The following is an 18,215-nucleotide window of genomic DNA, read 5'->3' on the forward strand; positions in this document are numbered from 1 at the left end:
CTGCGCTCAACCGGCCCCGGCGTGAAGCCGTTCTCCCACGAGCCGCTATTAACTGGAGCAGTATTGTCCAGTATTGTATGTTTCCCCGGATTTGTACGATCCTCCGGAAATCTGCGCGCACTTTCTGGATATCGGCGGCTTTGCCGTTGACGCCGCTTAATTAAGCTGAGACTGGGGGTCAACTTAAAACCTTGGATGGAGTGTGGCGATGAGGCTGTTCCGTTTCGCTGTACTGGCAGTCATAGCCCTTCTTTGGACAGGCAGGCACGACACTGTGTTCGCTGCCGAGAGTGCTGCGTATCCCATCACCATCGAGCATGCCTTCGGCAACACCATCATCGCAAAGAAGCCGGAGCGTGTCGCAACCGTCGCCTGGGCGAACCATGAGGTGCCGCTGGCTCTGGGCATCGTTCCGGTTGGAATGGCGCGCGCCAACTTCGGCGATGATGACAATGATGGCATTCTGCCGTGGGTGGCCGCACGTCTCGGTGAACTCGAGGCTGAAAAGCCGGTGCTTTTCGACGAGGGGGATGGCATCGATTTCGAGGCGGTCGCCGCCACCCGACCGGACGTGATCCTTGCGGCCTATTCGGGCCTCAGTCAGGCGGACTACGACACGTTGAGCGAGATTGCACCTGTCATCGCCTATCCGCAGGCTCCCTGGTCCACCGACTGGCGCGAGACGATCCGGATGAACAGCGCGGGGCTCGGGATGGCTGCGGAAGGGGAAGCGCTGATAGCCGGCATCGAAGCTGAGATTGCCCTGACGCTTGAAGGATATCCCGAGCTCAAGGGCAAATCGGCAATGTTCATTACTCATCTCAGCTCATGGGACCTCAGCGTCGTCAATTTCTACACGACCAACGATACGCGCGTCAGGTTTTTCGCCGATCTCGGGCTTAGATCGCCGAAAAGCGTGGTGCAGGCTTCACAAGCCGGAAAGTTCTCAGGCTCCGTCAGCGCCGAGCAGATCGATGCTTTCGACGATGTCGATATTCTCGTTACTTACGGCGACGGGATGCTTTTCGATGCCTTGAAAGCCAACGCGCTGATGCAGCATATGCCTGCCGTTGCAAGGGAATCGATCGTCATGCTCGGCAACAACGCGGTCGGCAATGCCGCCAACCCCACGCCACTGTCCATCAGATGGGTCCTGAAGGACTACGTGAAGCTGCTCAGCGAGGCAGTCAAGAAGTCAAAATGACCGCCGGGATCATCAAGACATCGGACGGGCGTTGGTCGCCTGTGTCCCGTTCCAGCCGGATGCGAAGTCTTTGGCTGGCAGCGCTTTTCGCGCTTCTGATGGTCTTGCTTGTCGCGTCTGTTACGGTCGGCACGCGCTATGTCGGGTGGGACGATGTCGCCGCGGCGCTGGGTGGTGCGCAGGATAACATCGGTCGCGCATCGGTCGCGTTGCGCATTCCGCGGACGTTGCTGGCCCTGTTTGCGGGGGGCGCTCTGGGGTTGGCCGGAGCGGTCATGCAGGGCGTGACCCGCAATCCGCTTGCAGACCCCGGCATTCTCGGCGTCAATATGGGGGCATCTCTCGCAGTTGTCATCGGCGTCGCCTGGTTCGGGATGTCATCGCTGTATGCGTATATCTGGATGGCCATCCTGGGTGCCGGATGCGCCGCGATCTTCGTCTATGCCATAGGTTCGCTGGGCAGGGGCGGCGCGACCCCTTTGAAACTGGCGCTGGCGGGCGCGGCAACGTCCGTCGCATTTGCGTCCATGGTCACCGCCGTCGTGCTGCCGCGTGGCGATATCGCAGGCGGTTTTCATTCCTGGCAGATCGGTGGTGTTGGCGGCGCGACTTACGAGCGCATCCTTCCCTTGGTGCCGTTTCTGCTTGTTGGGTTCGTGATCAGCCTGCCGTCGGCCAGAAAACTCAACTCTCTTGCACTCGGTGACGAGCTTGCGACCGGGCTCGGTGAGAGCGTCGCAACGGCGCGCGCCGTTGCTTCCTTCGGCGCCATCCTTCTCTGCGGCGCGACGACAGCAATATGCGGGCCGATCGGCTTTCTCGGGCTGGTCGTGCCGCATCTCTGCCGCCTGTTGATTGGCGTGGACTATCGGTGGCTGTTGCCTTTTTCGACGCTGGCAGGCGCGTGCCTCCTGCTCGCGGCGGACGTTGTCGGGCGCATCGTCGCGCGCCCTGCAGAGATCGACGTCGGCATCGTCACCGCCCTGATCGGTGCGCCATTCTTCATCTGGATCGTCCGGCGACAGCGCGTGAGGGACCTGTGACAGCTCCCTCATCAACCCTTGGCTTCGTGATCGCACACCGCAGAAAAAGCGCGCGCAGGCACGCTGTCATTCTCGCTGTGTTGCTGACCCTGGTCGCAGTGGTCTTCGCCGTCACCTTGTCGGTCGGGCAATCCGTCACGCCGCCGAGCGATGTTCTGCGCGTGCTCCTCGGTGAACCGGTTTCGGGCGCATCCTTTACGGTGGGGCAACTGAGGCTGCCGCGCGCCGTGCTGTCGATTCTTGCAGGAATATGCTTTGGACTGGGCGGCGTGGCGTTTCAGGTCATGTTGCGCAATCCGCTCGCCAGTCCCGACATCATCGGGATTACCTCTGGCGCTGGGGCGGCTGCCGTTTTCGCCATTGTAGTCCTGTCCATGGACGGACCGATGGTTTCGGTTGTCGCTGTCGTAGCGGGACTTGGCGTGGCGCTGCTCGTCTATGGCCTTTCCTTCCGCAATGGGGTCGCCGGCACCAGGCTGATCCTTGTCGGTATTGGCGTTTCCGCCATGCTGCAAAGTGTCATCGCCTATATCCTTCAATCGGCGCCTGCCTGGAATTTGCAGGAAGCGATGCGTTGGCTGACCGGCAGCGTCAACGGCGCTCAGCTTGGCCAGGCGCTGCCGCTTTTGCTCGCCCTCCTGTTCTTCGGGGCGCTACTGCTCGTTCGCAGCCGCGATCTCGAGACATTGCGGCTGGGCGACGATACGGCGGCCGCTCTTGGAACGAGGGTCTCGCATACAAGGATGCTGGTGATTGTCGCCGCGGTCGGACTGATCGCGTCGGCGACCGCGGCTACGGGGCCGATCGCCTTCGTCGCTTTCCTGTCGGGCCCGATCGCCGGCCGGATCGTACGAAACGCCGGCTCGGTGCTCATCCCGTCTGCACTGACGGGCGCCCTTCTCGTGCTTGTCGCCGATTATGTCGGGCAGCACCTTCTGCCAAGCCGCTACCCTGTGGGCGTCGTAACCGGGGCGCTTGGCGCACCCTACCTGATCTATCTCATCGTTCGCATCAATCGGATCGGGGGGGCTTTATGACCGATCATCTGCTTGTCGCCAGCGGATTGACGGCCGGCTACGACAATACAGAAATCCTGCATGCGCTCGACCTCACCATTCCCCCGGGCAAAATCACGGTGATCGTCGGCGCAAATGCCTGTGGCAAGTCCACGTTTCTTCGCACGCTCTCGCGGCTGATCGCGCCCAGCAAGGGACAAGTTCTCCTCGACGGCAAGTCCATCCACCGGACACCGTCGCGAGACCTCGCCCGGACGCTGGGTCTGCTGCCGCAATCGCCGATCGCGCCGGAAGGCATTACCGTGGCCGACCTCGTCAGCAGGGGACGGCATCCGCATCAAAGCCTGTTTTCCCGCTGGACGCGACAAGACGACGAGGCGGTCGACCGTGCGCTTGAGGCGACAAAGACGATCGACCTTGCCGAACGGCCGATCGACGAGCTCTCCGGTGGCCAGCGACAGCGGGTCTGGATCGCCATGGCACTGGCGCAGCAGACCGAGATCCTGCTGCTCGACGAGCCGACGACCTTTCTCGACATCAACCATCAGATCGAGGTGCTCGATCTGCTGACCGATCTAAACAGCACGCGTGGAACGACGGTGGTCATGGTGCTGCACGATCTCAACCTTGCTGCGCGCTATGCCGACCATCTCGTGGCGATTGCAGGTGGGCGCGTGCACATTTCGGGCACTCCGGAAGAGGTGCTCACCGAAGAGACCGTGCGGCACGTTTTCGGCCTCGATAGTCGCGTCATCAGCGATCCCACGTCGGGCCGCCCGATCATGCTGCCGATCGGGCGACACCGGATGGCCGTCATCGACGACACGGGCGATGCACCACGAAAGGAGAGTCGCGCATGAACGCAATTCATTCATTCAAGCTGTCCGGCGTAGCGGTCTGCGGCAGCGCTGCCGACATGCTCGACGAGATCTGCGAGCATTTTGTCGAACATGCCGATGTCGAACGGATAGACGACCTGGCGTTGCTGCGGAGCGAGCTCGGCGTCGCGCGCATCGGCATTGCAAATGCGGGCCTGTCGATCGAGCTCGACTGCCCGACGCGGGAAATGCTGCATATGAGCCGCACGATCCTGGCGGAGCACCTTTTCTATTTTGCCGAAGACCAGCCGTTCGAATTGACCTGGTCGGAACCGATGTCCCTGTCGGTGCTGCCGAACCTTCATGAGGTGACCGTCGTCTCGGCGCACGATGTCACTCCTCATATGCGTCGCGTGATATTTTCCTGCGCCGATGTGACGCCTTTTGTGGGTGGCGACATGCATGTCCGCCTACTGGTGCCGCCGAAGGGCAGACCGCCGGTATGGCCCGGCTCGCGGGAAGACGGCCGCATAGCGTGGCCGGAAGGCGAGAACACGCTTCTGGTTCGTGTCTATACCATCCGTGCCGTCGATTTGGACCGGGGCGAATTGTGGATCGATTTCTTGCAGCATCCCGCTCCTGGCGTACCGACTCCGGGTGCAGACTTTGCGCGCGACGCGCAGCCCGGAGACGTGGCCGCCCTGCTGGGGCCAGGCGCAGGCGGTCTGCCAGCAGAGCGCTCCATTTTACTGATCGGCGACGAGAGCGCCCTACCAGCCATAGCACGGATCGCGGCCGAGGCTCCCGCTGAAACGCATATACGTGCCATCATCGAGGTTGAGGACAAGGCGGAAGAGCAACCGCTTCCGACCGATGGCGTGCTCAACGTGCATTGGTTGCACAGGGGGAGCTACCCGGAAGATGCCGCCGATATTCTCGTCTCCGAGGCGAAAGCAGCAATAGAAGCCGTCGATGACGAAACATTTGTTTGGGTTGCGTGCGAAAGAAGAGACATACGAGCTATCAGGACCTTCCTCAAAGCGCGGCAACATGATCGCAGGAAGATGTATGTCGCTTGGTACTGGGAAAGAGATGTGAAAATCGCATAATATATTGACGGGAAGCTTGCCACGTAGGGCCTGGAGTGCCGCAGCCGATCTGTAATGTGTTCTCCGACGCTACAGCTGCTGATCGACGGCGTGTTCGCCGATGCCCGGCATAGAAGTGCGAAGGTCTCACGTGTCGGCGTCGTGGTCCTCAATGGATGCAGGAGCCGCAAAATCGCTGGCGCTGGGACACTCTCGACAGTGGAAGCTATTGGTGGGCGGGCGGTTCGCATCCGCTCAAAGCGATGGACACTCTGAGGCTGGTCCGGGCCCGAAAGGCTAGGCAGGTCCAGCGGATGATTCAACCTGGCCTGCAATCCATCTTCGCCACGGGTGACGGAACGCATTCAGGCATTTCGGCTGGCAACGGGTAGCTCGCAACGCCACTTTCTGACGCTCAGGCCTGGATGCTGTCCAGACCAGTTGCTGACATACATGACGGAACGGAACGTACATTGCGTCAATGAGTCTTGGATCTCGAGCTCCAGGCGCTCCTCACGGCACTTTTCGGGTGCCGACAAAAGGCATACCGTCAGTACAAGCGTTACCGGCTCCATTATAATCCCCTCCCGCGGTGAAATTAAGCACACGCGGATAGCGGCAATGACCGTATTGATGGGCTCTATGAACCCATTCACGCCATGTGCGCCTTCCTTTTGGTGCACGAGCCGCTTCTGCAAGTTTCGGGTTCCAAGCTCTAATTTATGACCGTCACTGGGAACCCCGCAGTTCCAAAGGGAACAGTTTAGCGAAAGCGGGTTCTGCCGATCCATTCTGACCGGCAGATGCTTGCGCTGCCGGTCTCCTTGGAAACTTCTTTCCTGGCTCAGATCTGCTTTCCTTGCTCAGATGTGCCAGTCGGCGTCGAGCGAATAGGCCTTGACATGGTCGACCTTCATTTCGGCGCCATCCACGAGCCCGTCGTCCGGTGGGCCAGCCATCCCGCCAACCGCAAGATTGACAACCATGTACATCGGATCGTGCATGTCCGAGGGGGTGTCGGCGCGTGCGATCGCGGTATCGTCGAAGTACCAGACGATCTCCTCTTCCGTCCAAAGCACACCATATTTGTGAAAACCACTTGTATCGGTAACCCTGGCTGCGCTTGCGATGCTGGTCTGCGAACCGGTCTCATTGGAATGCACGGTGGCGATGACCGTATTTGGATCCTGGCCGTACATTTCGACCACATCCAGTTCCGGCGGCCAGGTGCCGTCGGCCGGCAGCAGCCAGAATGCCGGCCACGCCCCCTGATCATCGGGCATGTCGGCGCGCATCTCGAAGTAGCCGTAAGTCTGAGCAAATGACGAGTAGGTCGTCAGCATGCCGGAGGTATAATCATACCAGTTGGTTTCGGCTTGGATCGCCTGCGAGGCCGGCTTGGCGGTGATCGTCAGAACGTCGTCCGTCACGGAGAATGGATTGGCCGAGGCGGTCGGCTGATAAGCCGGATTGACGTACCATTGCAGCTCGTCGTTACCGGTGAGGGTCGCGCCCTTTTCGGGTGCCCACCAGTACTTCGGGTCCCAGACACCGCTGGTGCCGTCGTTGAGCTGAAGCGTGTTGAAGTCGTCGGAGAAGGTCTGCGTCAGAACGGATCGGTCCAGCGCCAGGCTGAACTGGCTCGCCTGCAGCTGATCGGCGGTCGTATTTGCAAAGACGAGAACTCTCGCCATCGGCGAGGCTGAGCCTGAGATCCCCGCCTTCTTGGGCAACGTTGCCAAGAATGTGGTCGAATGACGTGAAACCATAACCTTCGAGCCTCACCATATCGTCGGCGCCGAAGTCGCTGATCAGGTCGCTACCGTTGCCCCTTTTGAAAGCAAAAGTGTCTGCACCACCCGCCCCGATGAGGATGTCGTTGCCGGTGCCACCATCGATCGTCTGGCTGCCTGAGCCACCGCTGATGATGTTGTCGGCACCATTGCCGAAGCCAAAACCTTCAGCGCCGGTGACCGTCAGGTTTTCGAAATTCTCCGGCAGGGAATAGCTCATCCAGGTCTTGATGGTATCGAGGCCCGCGCCGGGCGCCTCAGAGGCTCGGTTGGCCCCCGAATAAAGATAGTAGATATCGTCGCCTGTGCCCCCGATCATAGTGACATCGGTGGAACTGTCAGCCCAAATCGAATCGTTGCCGGCCGTTCCGTAGAGCACCGGTCCCGACGCGCTGGCGGAAAACCATGCCGTAGAACTACCGCTATAGGACAGCGGCTCGCCTGGGGCATTCGTGACAGTTCTGCTCATCGAGAAGTCTCCTGTTTAGTGGCTTGACCCCCGCCCGCGGGGCCACCCCTAGCATCCCGTACTGTGACTTGTCGCACACACCTCCCGCCTTAACCGAACAAGATGGAGGTGCGGTGAGCATTGCAACAACCCACATTCGCAACTGGTGCGCGGTGCAGTGGCCGACGGGTACGACTGCGCTGCAGGCACCATGGCTCGCAAGTACGGGGGTCCATCAACTATCTGTAAAGCGGGTAAAAACGCTATCAAGAGTGCCGGCATTTCGGAGCAAACCTACTATCTGTGGAAGCGGACCGTTAAGCGGTTGAGCACAGGGCCGAGAAGCCTCTTCCCGCCGGCGAAGAGCTGGCGGATCTCGTTCGGCTCGAAGAAGAAAACCAGAGGCTCCGCAAGCTTCTGGCGGAAAAGTTGCGAGCGGAAAATACCGAACTGCGCAAGAGGCTTGGCCTGGATTAATCACCACCGGAACGCGCGGCTCGCCATAAACCTGAATTCGCTCTCGTTTTCGCATCAATGCCGGCAAAATTTTGCGCTGCCGGTTCCTGCCGTCACTTCGCGAAAGGCAAGCGAGTTGGCGCGTGAGGCATAGAGCCGCCTCGCACGTGGAGGAGTTGAAGCGCGCGGAAAGGACTGTATTGATGCGCCGTCAGGAATGCCGCGGCGCCGAACGGCGTGGATCTCCCTTGATAAGCTCGCTGCCCTTGACGCAGACAACGAGCGGCTCAGGAGGCTGCTGGCGGAACAGCTTCATGCACAGAACTTGCTCCTCAAGAAGATGCTTGCGCGTTTGATGCGGGGTAGCGGGATTGCATGCGGCGCCCGATTTCGATCCTTCCCGGCAAGGTAGGCGTAATCCGACTATCGCCCGATGCACGCTACCGCTCGGGCCCGGGCGAGCGTATTATCGGAGTTCGGTTTCACGAGGATGGACGATTTGGATTTGCAGGTTTTCCGAGATTCGCTTGCCAAGCCACAGCCGCCCGCCGGTCTAAGCCATGCGCTGCAAGCGCTGTGGTGGGATGGAAAGGGCGATTGGGACAAGGCGCACGAACGCGCGCAGGAGCACGAGGATAGCGCGGGCATGCGTGTGCATGCCTATCTCCATCGCAAGGAAGGTGATCAATCGAACGCCGAATATTGGTATCGCCGATGCGGTACCGCACCGTCGACCTTGACGGTCGATAAAGAATGGGAAGAGCTCGCACGGGCACTTTTGGAGCAAGTTTGAGTTCTGCTCCTCGCGAAGTGGTTCTGCATGTTTGACGCGAGAGCGCATCAATGCGCGAACCGCCGAATCGAGGTAGTATTTTTGATCCGCGGGCACTAGGAAGGCGCCATTGCCTATGGCCAAGGAACCCATCAGACGTCGGCTTGCAGCCATTCTGGCCGCTGACGCGGTCGGTTACAGCCGGCTCATGGAGCGGGACGAAAAAGCACGCACACATTGCTTATGGCTCGGTGGAAAGAGGTGCTGGAGCCGCTCGTCGGCATTCACCAGGGCCGTGTCTTCAAGAGGACTGGCGACGGCGTGCTCGTCGAATTCGGCAGTGCGGTCAACGCCGTCGAATGCGCTGCAGCACTTCAACAGGCGATGGCGGCTGCCAACAGAGACCTGCCGGAAGACCGGGCCATCGTACTGCGCGTTGGTGTCAACCTCGGCGACATCATGGTTGAGGACAGCGATCTTTTCGGCGACGGCGTCAATGTAGCTGCCCGTATCGAAGCGCTTGCCGATCCCGGCGGCGTGGCGATTTCTGATGGAATTCATGAATATGTGCATGGTCGCACCGACATCGACTTCGTCGACAGCGGTTATCATGAAGTCAAGAACATCGAGCGGCCGGTGCACATCTGGACATGGTCGCCTAACGATCGCACGAGCGAGCCCCATGAAATTGCTGCCGAACCGCCCCCGCAGCTTCCGGCGAAGCCGTCCATTGCCGTCCTTCCATTCGACAATATGTCCGGCGACCCGGAACAAGGTTATTTCGCCGATGGCATCACCGAAGACATCATCACCGATCTCTCGAAGGTTTCCGGCCTTTTCGTAATCGCCCGGAATTCCTCTTTCGCCTACAAAGGAAAGACGCCGGACATCCGCAAGGTGAGCCGGGAACTTGGTGTACGCTACGTCTTGGAAGGCAGCGTACGCAGGGCAGCCGATCGCATCCGCATCAACGCCCAGATGATCGACGGTACGACCGGCGGCCATTTGTGGGCCGAGCGCTACGATCGCGGGCTTGAAGATATCTTCGCCGTACAGGACGAGGTGACGCGCACCATCGTCAACGCGCTGCGCGTGAAGCTGACGGCCGGCGAAGAGGAGCGGCGCGAGAGCCGCGGCAAGGTCGACCCGCAGGCCTATGACCTGCTCGTCCGCTCCCGTCAGGCGATCTTGCAGTTCAGCGCGCTGTCGTCCATGGAGGCCCGCCGCATGCTGCACCGCGTCCTCGAGATCGATCCAGGGATGGCGGCTGCCCATGCTTCGCTTTCGATCATTGCCTTGACCGACTTCATCAATCAGTGGAACGGCGCGGCGCCCGACAATCTCACACAGGCGCGCGAACTGGCGCAAAAGGCCATCGATACCGACGATACCGAGCCGCAAGGCCATTACACACTCGCGCTTGCCCTTTCCTGGATGCGGCGTCTGGACGAAGCGGAGCACGCTGCCCAGCGAGCGATCGAACTCGACCCCAATTCCGCCAACGCCTACACGGCACTCGGCACCATACGGGATTTCCAGGGCCGGCACGAAGAGGCCCTGACGCTGTACACACGAGCCCACCGGTTGGATCCGCAATTCGATCTGTCACTGCATTTCCAAGGGAGGGCCTTGTTGAATCTCGGGCGTTTTGACGAGGCCGAGGTAGCCTTCAAACGTCGGCTGATGCTTGCGCCCCGATCGGACATGACGCGCTTCTATCTTGCCTGTCTCTATGGTCGTACCGGGCGGCACGAAGAAGCGCGGGGCTATTGGCGGGAAGTATTGGGGGTCAATCCGAGCTTTTCCGTCGATCACCTGAGGCGATCTCTACCCTACCAAGATCCCCATCTGATGGACCGGATGGTGGAGGGACTCCGCGAGGCGGGAGTCTCCATCTAGAGCACTTCCGGGAAAGTGTGTAACGGTTTTCCTGCTAACATTTGGGAACAGGGGGGTTGCAGATCTAGTTCAAAGGGCGCCGCCGTGGATTTCATGCTGATGGTTCGACCGCTTGAAATCTGGTTCAGGACATTCGTCCTCAGCGAATGGACATTCTACCAGCTTGGGATTATCGCCGCCGGTTACGTTTTCGCCTCCTTCGTCGCATTCAGATCCGAACCGGCGATGGAAACCAGGGCTCGGCGTATCAAGGGCAATCCGGACCTGCTGCGCGTTATCATCGCCTTCATGCGCCGTCTGAAATGGCTTTTTCTGACCCTGTGGCTGTGGCTTGCGAACGTCATTCTCAAACAGGGTACCTGGCCGTCGCAGCGATGGCTGGTCTCTACGGCGCTATCCCTCGCGGCCGCCTGGTTCATAATTTCCGTCCTGACCAAGATCATCCGCAACCCGACCCTGTCGCGCCTGGTGGCGATCGTAAGCTGGGGGTACCTCGCCGTATATGCCACCGGCCTTGATGGCCCCGTCCTGTCGGCGCTCGATGCTGCCGCAGTCAATTTGGGCGTGATGCGTCTTTCACTGCTGATCGTTCTGAAGGCGGTCGTTCTGACAGTCGCCCTTATCTGGCTCGCAGTGCTCGTCGGCAATGTGCTTGCCCATTGGGTTCAGCGTTCCGGCGACCTTTCACCATCGTTCAAAGTGCTGATCAGCAAGGTCATCAAGATCGTTCTGATCATGATCGCCGGTGCAGTCGCCTTGTCCGCGACGGGTATCGATCTCACGGCGTTGACGGTGTTTTCGGGTGCTGTCGGTGTCGGCGTCGGCTTCGGACTGCAGAAGGTCGTGTCCAATTTCATTTCAGGGATCATCATCCTGCTCGACAAGTCGATCAAGCCCGGCGACACCATCACGCTTGGAGACACGTTCGGGTCCATCCGCGACCTCCGGGCGCGTTTCGTGTCGGTCATTACCCGCGACGGGAAGGAATACCTCATCCCCAATGAGGACTTCATCTCGCAGCAGGTGGTGAACTGGTCGTTTTCCAGCGACTACGTCCGGATCGATGTCGATTTCGGCACGTCCTACGACAGCGATCCGCATGAGGTGGTACGGATCGCCATCGGCACGGCATCGAGCGTTCCGCGCGTCGTCAATGCCTACAAGGCGCCGGTCTGCTGGATGACCGCCTTTGGTGCCTCCTCGCTGGATTTCCGCCTCCGCTTCTGGATCTCGGATCCGGCCAACGGCCTGACGAATGTGCGCGGCCAAGTTCTGATGGCACTATGGGATGCCTTCAAAGAGGCGGGGATATCCATCCCCTTTCCCCATCGGGAAATCATCGTCAAGACGCCGGTGGAGATTCAGCGGCCACCGCGAGCATAGATTAGGCCTGATCGGCGGACAGGGGCTCCAGGATGCCGTCACTGCTGATCCGGGGAAGGGGCGGAAAAGCCGTTGCGCGCGGCAATCTGCGAGGCCGTGGCGTTGAAGTGGTCGGCGTCGTCTCCGACGAGCAGGACCGGGTCGCAGCGCCTTCCGCATGTAAAGGTCGCCCGGCGCATGCCCTGATGAACCGTCACCAGACGACCGCTTCCCGCGACGACATCCAGAATGAGGTTGGCAACTTCGGCACCGTCGGCGTCGATCACGATCAGGTTCGTGGAGCCGGGTGTCTTGCCGGTGAGGATCACAGTTCTGTCGTCGCTCAGGCTTGCCTGCGCTATTCCTGTATTGCCGATGATGACTGTGCTTGCAGGCCGAGGAAGCGCAACGGTCTTGGCAAAGTCAACGACAAGCCGCTCCACCCCTTCGGCTCCCATGCTTCGCTGCTGAACGGGAATGATCGCCGTTGTTGGCTCGTCCGCTGCGGCGGGCCTGACCAGAGCTGACATAGCCAGCACCAAGACGGCCCCTGTTGAGCGCCTGTACATGGGAAAACTCCTGCTTTGATGACAGTGGGAGTCAACGGCTGGACGTCCCCTTGCGTTCCAGCCGGCTACAAAGAAGTAGCCGCTCGTTCACTCGATGAGCGATACCGTTCGACCGACCAGGATCTCCTTCGTCGGCGAGGCGCAGGTCTCCATCGTCGAATTTCCCGTGAAGGTGACCTGATCGGCAATGATCTGCATACATCCTCCCGAAACGCTCGAGTTCCCGGTGAAGTCGATTTGCCCGGTCGGCGCGTAGAGGTTTCCACCCAGCGTCGACTCGGAATTGCCTGTTATCCGGTGGACCACGCCGACACTTCTGCGGCTTGAGAAAAACAGCAGGCCGGCAAAAGGTCCGGTGGTCGGAGCGGACAGATCGATGTCGCCGTTGCCAAGCAGATTGGCAGCCGCCGAATTGACGAAGAAAAACGTGACGCCTTCGCCGGTGAGTTTTGCCCCGGCCGTTATCGTCAGTTCGCCGCCGTCTATGATATAGAGGCCAGGCTTGAGCGTGATCGTTCCCTTGATGTCGACTCCCCGCAGAAACGGATTGCCTCGACCCCGCTTGCAAGCCGGTCGAAGACATAGGTGGAGTTCGAGACATAGGTCAGATCTCGGCAGGGAAGCTGCTGAATGTGCAGTTTGTCCGGCTCGACGACGGATGCAAAGGGATCCGGCGTCGGTGGAACCTGCTGGACGGGTTTGCTGCAGCCGGTGAGCGTGAGGCCTGTAGTGGTTACGGCTTCGCCGACCGTATACACGCAATCGGTCGACATGAGCGCGCTGCCGTTCTTCATCAGAAAGGCGTCGGCCGCAGTTGAATTGGAGACCACGCTGCAGCCGGACAATCGAACATCCGTCGAGCCGGTTACGGTTACCGCGCCCGATGCGGAGTTCGACAGGGCAAGCACGCAAGCTTTCGAGCCGCCCGTAACCTGAGCGACTGCACGTGCCTTCATCGTAATGGTTCCCGCACCGAACACGGAAGAAAACAAGCGGGGATGCGTCTCGGTCAACTCGACCGTCACCTTGTTCGATCCACTGGCAGAGCCCGGGGCCGTGGACACGGCGAGGCCGCCCGGCGAAAAACCCGAGCCGCCTGCGACCCTGCGCGCGGCGGCCTCGAGTGCGGATTGTTGATCACCTGCGCGATGGCGCACGGCTGCGGCATAGGCCGATACGTCCGCAGCGTGCTGCAGCTTACGCTTTTCCAGATACCAATAGCCCGTTTCTGCCCCCAATCCCATCGCCCCGACGAGGACCGGAAAAGCCACCGCAGCGATGACCGCGACGGCGCCGCCTTCCGCCTTCAGAAATCGCCGCGCGACCCCTGGCCGCCGAGGCGAACGGCTCGCTTCATCGATCGCGTCAATTTTCTCGCTCATCCACGTTTCCCGAAGCCGAAGTTTTTGCGGGCCGTTACTTGAAACCGCTGCATATCCTTGAAGAAATGCATCAGGGCTTTCCGATGGGACGATATATCCCGCCCGCCGCGTGCCGGCGATTCGGCCAGTCGGCCTAGTCCGGATCGAAGGCCTTGCCAGGCGTTCCTAGGCCATCAGGTCGAATGGATATTTCTTGGCTTAATAGGCACATTCCGGACATTCCAACCGGCCCGTCGGCCCTTGTGCATGAGGCATCGAAGATGATCTCGACATCCGCAGCCTGGCTCGCCTTTTTTGTCTTTGCCGGAGCGATGACTTACGCCGGCATCAGGGACGTGGTGACGATGACCATATCCAACCGCCTGGTCGTCTTCCTGGTGATCGCCTTCGCCCTTCTTGCGCCCGCTGCAGGCCTGGACCTCGCGACGGTTACGTCGAGCGTTCTCGTTGCCTCCGCCGTGCTCGCTTGCACTTTCGTACTCTTTGCTGCCGGCTGGATCGGCGGCGGTGACGCAAAACTCCTGCCTGTCGCCGTGCTCTGGCTCAGCGCCGACCTTGCGCTCCCCTTCATCCTCTACACGTCGGTGATCGGCGCGGCCCTGACGGTTGGGCTTCTTCAGCTTCGACGGGTGCCTCTGCCGCTCGTCCTGAAGAAAAATGCCTGGGCGAAGCGTCTTCTCGACCGCGAGACGGGCATTCCCTATGGCGCGGCAATGGCGCCGGCTGCCCTTTTGCTGCTGCCGGAAAGCCACTGGTGCTCCGCCCTTCTTTGATCGACCGCGCCACGGTCCGCTTGCGCAAGACGAGGTTTAATCCATGATCCGTATCGTCATTCTCCTGCTCGCACTGGCATCCGGTGGAGCCGCCTCCTGGCTGGCGCTCGGCGTCGACGACGAGCCCGCAGTCGAGGTTGCTGAGGTTCGGGAAGCGCCTTCGCAGGAGGTGCTCGTGGCCGCCGCAGAGTTCAAGCGCGGTGCCGCGATCGGCGAGAGCCACCTGCGCTGGCAGCCGTGGGAGGGCGAAATTCCCCCTGTCTTCATAAGCCGCAGCTCCCGCCCGGACGCGGCGACAGCGCTAAAAGGTTCTCTGGCCCTGAGCGACTTCGTTGCGGGTGAGCCCATCCGCGAAGACAAGCTGGCGCAGCGCGGCACGGGTTACCTGTCGAGTCTTCTGCCTTCGGGAAAGCGGGCGATCGCGGTTCGCGTCACGGCCGAAAGCACGGCCGGCGGATTTATCCTGCCGAACGATCACGTCGACGTGGTTCACACCGCCGCCCGCCCGGACGCCTCCGGCGACGCCGGCAAGGTCGTCAGCCGCGCGATACTGTCCAATATTCGCGTCCTTGCAGTCGATCAGACCGTCTCGCAGGCAGCCGATGGAACCTCGGTCATCGGCAAGACCGCGACACTGGAAGTGGAACCGGAACAGATCGCAGCCGTCGCGGCCGCCGAGGCTTCCGGCACCGTCTCGCTCGCACTTCGTGCGATCACCGACAACCACGAGGCCTCCGTCGTCGAGTCCGAGGGAACCAGACGCGGAGTGGTTCGCTTCTTCAACGGCGGACGTATGTCGATGGTGGAGGTTCCCTCCCGTTCCGACGGCAGCTGATCCATTTACGGAACCCTTGACGATGAAACAGCCTGACGAAATCAAAGAATCGCCGCTGCCAGCCACGGCTCCCCCGCTGCTGCCCATTCCGAAGGTGGACATCGCAATCTTCTGCCAGTCGGAATCGGTAAGAGATGCCGTCGCAACGGCGGCGATCGATCGGCGAATGGCGCGTGCCAGCGTGACGGTGAAGGCCGGCGGGATCAAAGAGGCGGCGGCGCTCTATGGCGGCGTCACATCGCCGAATCTGGTCGTGGTGGAGAGTGAGGAAAGCGAAGCCTGCCTGATGCAGGCCCTGGAAACGCTGGCAATGGAGTGCGTCACCGGCACCAAGGTCATCGTCATCGGCCGCTCCAACGATGTGGGACTCTACAAGAAGCTTCTGGACGCAGGTGTCAGCGACTACCTCGTCATGCCGCTCGAGCCGATGGATTTCGTTGCGGCGGTACACCGCTGCTTTCGCGATTCCACGGAGGAGAAACTGGGGCGCATCGTTGCATTCGTCGGCGCGAAGGGTGGAACCGGCTCCTCGACACTCGCACACAATGTAGCCTACGCGATGTCCAAGCGGGTGGATGCCGATGTTCTTCTGGCAGATTTCGATCTTCAGTCCGGGACGCTCGGCCTGAACTTCGATATCGAAGCAAAGCAGGGCATGGTGGATGTGCTCCAGAGCCCCGATCGGCTGGACGACGTGCTGCTGCGGCGGCTGGCGGTGAGCTATACGGATCGCCTTCACCTGCTTCCGGCAACCACGGATCTAGACAAGTTCATCCATCTGCGGGAGGAGGATGTCGACCATCTCCTCGACGTCGCTCGCTCGAGCTCCTGGCATGTCGTCGTCGACCTGCCGCATATCCTCACGCAGTGGACCCGGAAGGTTCTGCTCGAGGCCGACGAAATCGTCGTGACCGCGACGCCGGATCTTGCCTGCATGCGCAATGCCAAGAACCTGATCGATTTCCTGAAGAAGGCGCGCCCCAACGATCCGCCGCCCCGTCTGGTGCTCAACAAGGTCGGCACCCCGAAGCTGCAGGAAATCAAACAGAAGGATTTTCTCGCGGCCGTAGGCCTTGACGAAAGCGTCTCGCTGTCATTCGACCCGTCCCTCTTCGGCGCTGCGGCCAATAATGGCCGGCTGATCATCGAGTCGGCACCGGATTCCAAGGCCGGGAAGGCCATCGTTGCGCTTGCCTGGCGGGTCGGCGGGACGCGTGAGCGACGAATCCGCCAAAAAGGGCTAAAGGCGTTCCTGCAGAAAGTGTTCAAGCGCGGCAAACCGAAGGCATCATCCTCGCTGAGCAAGAAGGCCGGCGAATCGAAGACCTCCGAGGCCGGTGCTTCGGCGGTCGAATTCGCGCTGATCGCGCCGGTCCTCGCTCTCGGTCTCGTGGCGTCGGCCGATCTCGGTCTTGCGATCAACGAGCGGATGACGATCGACCATGTCCTGCGCGCCGGTGCGCAGGCAGCCCTGGCCGATCCCGGCGCGGCGCAGGTCCAAAAGGTGCTCGTTTCCACCCTGGCCCAGAGCCCGCGTCTGGCGAGTGCCACGCTGCCGGCAGTGAAGCGCTACTGCGCCTGCCCGGAAAATGCCGATGTCGCCCCTGAGGCCGCGCCGCAATGCGGAACGGTGACCTGCGCGAACGCGAAACCGCAATTCGTGTATTATCGGCTCGCGGCTGCAAAGTCCTATCGGCCGATGTCCCTGCCGGTGGTACTTCCCGTATTCGAGCTCGGATCCTCCATGCAGGTGCAAGTCCAATGAGGGCTCCGCCCGCCATCCTTCGCCGCCTGTTGCGCAGTCAGTCAGGCGCTACGGCGGTGGAATTCGCGCTCGTCTGCCTGCCTTTGCTGCTGCTCGTCTTCGGCATCCTCGAGTTCGGCCGCGCCTTTTACATGCGCAACGAGCTGTCGCACGCCGTCGATGTTGCTGCCCGCCGGGTGCTGATCGGACAGATCGCCCGCGATGCTACGGACAGCGAAGCACTGACCAAGCTGGCTGGGGCGGTGCGCGAGAGCTTTCACAGCGGCGACCCGAGGCTGCTCACTATCGCCGTCAGCAAGGAGACGGTGGACGGCATAGCCTTCCGCGTGCTGTCGATCCGCTATCCCTTTACCTTCGTCGTCCCCGGTCTCGCCCAAAGCCCCGTCAGCCTCAACCTGTCGCGGCGCATCCCGATCGGTTGACCGGATTTCCAGGCGCGGCCCGGGGCGTTTGCAACGATCCGGATTGGCTGCGGCCATAGCTATTCGGATGGGGGGTGAATCGTCTCCGGATAACCCGTGAATCGCGGCGTGTCGCAGTAAAAGGTTGAAGCAAATAGCGGTATCGGCGATCGGACTAGACCAACCGGACGAGCCATCTGCTCCGCCGGCTCGGCCATCAGGCTGAATAGATCAAGAGGGTTAACAAAGTCTATATAAGAGCCACACAGCAAGCGGGACACGAGGCAGAACCCGGCCCAACCCTGTGACGCCGAACTTGGTTTCGGCACTTTCTCCAACCCATTGAAGGACCGAACCATGAAAAATCTTCTTGCCCGTTTTGCTCGCAACGAATCCGGCGCAACCGCCATCGAATACGGCCTGATCGCCGGTCTTATCGCCGTCGCCATCATCGGTGCGGTAGGGCTTGTCGGTACGGACGTGACGGCCGCGTTCCAAGCGATCGCGGACAGACTCGTCATCCCTGCCGCTTAATCCGGGCCGTCGGTCGCCAAGCGAAGCGGAAGGCATTGCCTTCCGCTTTCGCATGCA

Annotated in this window: 14 protein-coding genes and 4 pseudogenes; 14 read left to right on the top strand and 4 right to left on the bottom strand. The window is 60.9% G+C overall.

Translation table 11 applies throughout. The annotated features are described in order from the left end of the window. Positions 1–208 precede the first annotated feature (208 nt). Genes N0Q91_RS21970 through N0Q91_RS21990 form a run of 5 tightly spaced genes read left to right on the top strand, consistent with a single transcriptional unit; the run spans position 209 to position 5,190 of the window. On the top strand, positions 209–1,204 hold the full coding sequence (locus N0Q91_RS21970) for an iron-siderophore ABC transporter substrate-binding protein (RefSeq protein WP_275598220.1): 996 nt from the start codon (positions 209–211) through the stop codon (positions 1,202–1,204). Further along, positions 1,201–2,247, top strand: a complete 1,047-nt coding sequence (locus N0Q91_RS21975) for a FecCD family ABC transporter permease (RefSeq protein WP_275598221.1) — start codon at positions 1,201–1,203, stop codon at positions 2,245–2,247. The genes N0Q91_RS21970 and N0Q91_RS21975 overlap by 4 nt, the downstream gene beginning before the upstream one ends. Further along, positions 2,244–3,284 carry a FecCD family ABC transporter permease gene (locus N0Q91_RS21980; RefSeq protein ID WP_275598222.1) on the top strand — a complete coding sequence of 347 codons (1,041 nt, stop codon included), beginning with the start codon at positions 2,244–2,246 and terminating at the stop codon, positions 3,282–3,284. Before N0Q91_RS21975 ends, N0Q91_RS21980 begins: the two co-directional genes overlap by 4 nt. After that, positions 3,281–4,123 (top strand): ABC transporter ATP-binding protein, encoded by an 843-nt coding sequence (locus N0Q91_RS21985; protein WP_275598223.1) that lies wholly within the window; start codon positions 3,281–3,283, stop codon positions 4,121–4,123. The genes N0Q91_RS21980 and N0Q91_RS21985 overlap by 4 nt, the downstream gene beginning before the upstream one ends. Next, a complete protein-coding gene (locus tag N0Q91_RS21990) occupies positions 4,120–5,190 on the top strand; it encodes a DUF2218 domain-containing protein (RefSeq protein WP_275598224.1) in 1,071 nt (356 codons plus the stop codon). Before N0Q91_RS21985 ends, N0Q91_RS21990 begins: the two co-directional genes overlap by 4 nt. Positions 5,191–5,534: 344 nt before the next feature. Here N0Q91_RS21990 and N0Q91_RS21995 read toward each other — a convergent pair whose 3' ends face one another. Together N0Q91_RS21995 and eglC are read right to left on the bottom strand one after the other, a co-directional pair. Beyond that, complete coding sequence (locus tag N0Q91_RS21995; RefSeq protein ID WP_275598225.1) at positions 5,535–5,744, bottom strand: hypothetical protein; 210 nt, start codon at positions 5,742–5,744, stop codon at positions 5,535–5,537. A 288-nt stretch (positions 5,745–6,032) separates the two neighbouring features. After that, a pseudogene (gene eglC, locus N0Q91_RS22000) lies at positions 6,033–7,431 on the bottom strand (endo-1,3-1,4-beta-glycanase EglC). 235 nt (positions 7,432–7,666) lie between these two features. Here eglC and N0Q91_RS22005 point away from each other — a divergent pair. The 4 genes and pseudogenes from N0Q91_RS22005 to N0Q91_RS22020 form a co-directional block, all read left to right on the top strand. After that, positions 7,667–7,887: pseudogene (locus tag N0Q91_RS22005) on the top strand (transposase); the annotation flags it as partial. Between the two features lie 469 nt (positions 7,888–8,356). Continuing rightward, positions 8,357–8,659, top strand: a complete 303-nt coding sequence (locus tag N0Q91_RS22010; protein WP_018096383.1) for a hypothetical protein — start codon at positions 8,357–8,359, stop codon at positions 8,657–8,659. Between the two features lie 115 nt (positions 8,660–8,774). Further along, positions 8,775–10,537: pseudogene (locus N0Q91_RS22015) on the top strand (tetratricopeptide repeat protein). A gap of 99 nt (positions 10,538–10,636) precedes the next feature. Further along, positions 10,637–11,920, top strand: a complete 1,284-nt coding sequence (locus N0Q91_RS22020; protein WP_375341889.1) for a mechanosensitive ion channel family protein — start codon at positions 10,637–10,639, stop codon at positions 11,918–11,920. A 38-nt stretch (positions 11,921–11,958) separates the two neighbouring features. Here the strand turns inward: N0Q91_RS22020 and N0Q91_RS22025 are convergent, their stop codons facing one another. Then, positions 11,959–12,468, bottom strand: coding sequence for a pilus assembly protein N-terminal domain-containing protein (locus N0Q91_RS22025; RefSeq protein WP_275598227.1), 510 nt, complete (start codon positions 12,466–12,468; stop codon positions 11,959–11,961). Between the two features lie 87 nt (positions 12,469–12,555). Then, positions 12,556–13,850 (bottom strand): annotated as a pseudogene (locus tag N0Q91_RS22030) (pilus assembly protein TadG-related protein). Positions 13,851–14,110: 260 nt separating this feature from the next. Here N0Q91_RS22030 and N0Q91_RS22035 point away from each other — a divergent pair. From N0Q91_RS22035 to N0Q91_RS22055, 5 genes are all read left to right on the top strand, one after another. Then, the gene (locus tag N0Q91_RS22035) at positions 14,111–14,623 is read left to right on the top strand and encodes an A24 family peptidase (RefSeq protein ID WP_275598228.1); all 513 of its coding nucleotides are present in this window, start codon (positions 14,111–14,113) and stop codon (positions 14,621–14,623) included. A gap of 43 nt (positions 14,624–14,666) precedes the next feature. After that, the gene (gene cpaB / locus N0Q91_RS22040) at positions 14,667–15,458 is read left to right on the top strand and encodes a Flp pilus assembly protein CpaB (protein WP_275598229.1); all 792 of its coding nucleotides are present in this window, start codon (positions 14,667–14,669) and stop codon (positions 15,456–15,458) included. Positions 15,459–15,480: 22 nt separating this feature from the next. Next, the gene (locus tag N0Q91_RS22045) at positions 15,481–17,223 is read left to right on the top strand and encodes an AAA family ATPase (RefSeq protein ID WP_275598230.1); all 1,743 of its coding nucleotides are present in this window, start codon (positions 15,481–15,483) and stop codon (positions 17,221–17,223) included. Beyond that, the gene (locus N0Q91_RS22050; RefSeq protein ID WP_275598231.1) at positions 17,220–17,645 is read left to right on the top strand and encodes a TadE/TadG family type IV pilus assembly protein; all 426 of its coding nucleotides are present in this window, start codon (positions 17,220–17,222) and stop codon (positions 17,643–17,645) included. The genes N0Q91_RS22045 and N0Q91_RS22050 overlap by 4 nt, the downstream gene beginning before the upstream one ends. Before the next feature lie 336 nt (positions 17,646–17,981). Continuing rightward, the gene (locus tag N0Q91_RS22055; RefSeq protein WP_102763253.1) at positions 17,982–18,158 is read left to right on the top strand and encodes a Flp family type IVb pilin; all 177 of its coding nucleotides are present in this window, start codon (positions 17,982–17,984) and stop codon (positions 18,156–18,158) included. Positions 18,159–18,215: the final 57 nt, after the last annotated feature.

Origin of the sequence: Sinorhizobium prairiense (assembly GCF_029201645.2) — a bacterium.
Classification (GTDB): Bacteria; Pseudomonadota; Alphaproteobacteria; order Rhizobiales; family Rhizobiaceae; genus Sinorhizobium; species Sinorhizobium meliloti_A.

What these genes read in the sequence shown, in the direction of transcription:
- N0Q91_RS21970 (WP_275598220.1), top strand. Translation starts at nt 209, where the DNA reads ATGAGGCTGTTCCGTTTCGCTGTACTGGCAGTCATAGCCCTTCTTTGG.
- N0Q91_RS21975 (WP_275598221.1), top strand. Translation starts at nt 1,201, where the DNA reads ATGACCGCCGGGATCATCAAGACATCGGACGGGCGTTGGTCGCCTGTG.
- N0Q91_RS21985 (WP_275598223.1), top strand. Translation starts at nt 3,281, where the DNA reads ATGACCGATCATCTGCTTGTCGCCAGCGGATTGACGGCCGGCTACGAC.
- N0Q91_RS21990 (WP_275598224.1), top strand. Translation starts at nt 4,120, where the DNA reads ATGAACGCAATTCATTCATTCAAGCTGTCCGGCGTAGCGGTCTGCGGC.
- N0Q91_RS21995 (WP_275598225.1), bottom strand. Translation starts at nt 5,744, where the DNA reads ATGGAGCCGGTAACGCTTGTACTGACGGTATGCCTTTTGTCGGCACCC.
- N0Q91_RS22010 (WP_018096383.1), top strand. Translation starts at nt 8,357, where the DNA reads ATGGACGATTTGGATTTGCAGGTTTTCCGAGATTCGCTTGCCAAGCCA.
- N0Q91_RS22020 (WP_375341889.1), top strand. Translation starts at nt 10,637, where the DNA reads ATGGTTCGACCGCTTGAAATCTGGTTCAGGACATTCGTCCTCAGCGAA.
- N0Q91_RS22025 (WP_275598227.1), bottom strand. Translation starts at nt 12,468, where the DNA reads ATGTACAGGCGCTCAACAGGGGCCGTCTTGGTGCTGGCTATGTCAGCT.
- N0Q91_RS22035 (WP_275598228.1), top strand. Translation starts at nt 14,111, where the DNA reads ATGATCTCGACATCCGCAGCCTGGCTCGCCTTTTTTGTCTTTGCCGGA.
- cpaB (WP_275598229.1), top strand. Translation starts at nt 14,667, where the DNA reads ATGATCCGTATCGTCATTCTCCTGCTCGCACTGGCATCCGGTGGAGCC.
- N0Q91_RS22045 (WP_275598230.1), top strand. Translation starts at nt 15,481, where the DNA reads ATGAAACAGCCTGACGAAATCAAAGAATCGCCGCTGCCAGCCACGGCT.
- N0Q91_RS22050 (WP_275598231.1), top strand. Translation starts at nt 17,220, where the DNA reads ATGAGGGCTCCGCCCGCCATCCTTCGCCGCCTGTTGCGCAGTCAGTCA.
- N0Q91_RS22055 (WP_102763253.1), top strand. Translation starts at nt 17,982, where the DNA reads ATGAAAAATCTTCTTGCCCGTTTTGCTCGCAACGAATCCGGCGCAACC.